Genomic DNA, 1,284 nt, shown 5'->3' on the forward strand with positions numbered 1-1,284 from the left:
CGGTCGAAGCGGTCGGCCAGCTCCGGCGGCGTGAACTCCGGCGGCAGCGGCACCAGCACCGCGCCGAGCCGCATCGCGGCGTGGATCAGGCAGACCTCCTCGACGCCGGTCTCCATGACCGCCGCGAGGTGGTCGCCCTCGGCGACCCCCAGCGCGGAGAGCCGCCCCGCCATCTCGTCGACCGTCTCGTCCAGCGTCGCGTACGTCCACGCGTTGCCCGAACTCGCGTTGACGAGGGCCTCCCGGTCGGGCGTGCTCCGCGCCCGCTGGGCCAGCCAGTCGTGCATGGTCACCGAAGGGGACTGCTGGTACTTCCGTCTTGGCACATCGCGCCGGCCGGCGGTTGGCGGCTCATCCGTGATCGAGTTCGGCGAACAGTGCGTCGACGGAGTCCCGGCTCTCGGGAGCCTCCGTCGAGTAGAGCCCGACCGCGAACACCGTATCGCCGCCCATCGTCGTCCGCGCGACGACGAGCCGGGGGGCCTCCCCCTCGACGGCGTACTCGCCGGCGGTCACGTTCTCACCCCCGAGATCGACGGTCGTCTCGCCCGCCCACGTCACCGGGGGCGTCTCCATCGGCAGGTACGGTAGCACGCGGTTCACGGCCTGTTTCAGCGGCGCGTACGTCACCGGGTTCAGCGACACGCCCCCGACCGTCCACCCCGGGAGGCTGACGGTCACCACCGCCGCACCCGTCTCCTCGTTCGTCGTCGTCATCGTGTACGCCGAGAGGTCGACCGCCTTCTCGACGCCGGCGACCTGCAGGCGTTCCTGGAACTGGACGGTCTCGACGCGCGGCTCCGCGAACCCGTGCTCGGCGGCGGTCGCGGTGTCGACGGTGAGCGGCGCGGCGGCTTCTCCTTGTAGCGGGCCGCCGGCCACGAGCCAGCCGCCGCCGACGGCGGCGAACAGCAGCGTTCCGACGACGGCGAGGCCAACGAGCTTTCGAAGCACACACCGGGGTTACGAACCGGCCGCCTTAACAGTTCGTTCGCGTGACACGCGACGGCGCCGGCAAAAAAGTCAGGTCGACGCGATCGGTCAGTCGGCGTGGCCCTTCCCCTTGCCGTTACCCTTGCCGCTGCCGGGGTCCTTGCCGCTCTTGCCCGGTACGCCGGGGCCGCCGCGGGGACCCTTGTAGTTCGCGTCGGCGTCGTAGCCACCGAACAGGCGGTACCAGTCGTCGAAGTTCGCCGTCGTCGGGAGGCTCGCACGGTCGGCGAGGTTCGACGACTCGTCGATCACACGCCCGCTGCCGAGTCGGAGGTCCGTCGCCAGCCCCTC

The 1,284-nt window shown here is 71.3% G+C and carries 3 protein-coding genes; all 3 read right to left on the minus strand.

The features are described 5' to 3' along the window. Positions 1-287 (minus strand): AMP-binding protein (locus ACFR9S_RS09375; RefSeq protein ID WP_379818490.1); only part of this gene is annotated, 287 nt, incomplete at its 3' end. Between the two features lie 64 nt (positions 288-351). Further along, a complete protein-coding gene (locus ACFR9S_RS09380; protein WP_379731087.1) occupies positions 352-954 on the minus strand; it encodes a DUF6517 family protein in 603 nt (200 codons plus the stop codon). Positions 955-1,041: 87 nt separating this feature from the next. Continuing rightward, on the minus strand, positions 1,042-1,284 hold a 243-nt coding region (locus ACFR9S_RS09385), incomplete at its 5' end, for a hypothetical protein (protein WP_379818491.1).

The organism is Halolamina salina (genome assembly GCF_042678005.1).
GTDB lineage: Archaea > Halobacteriota > Halobacteria > Halobacteriales > Haloferacaceae > Halolamina > Halolamina salina.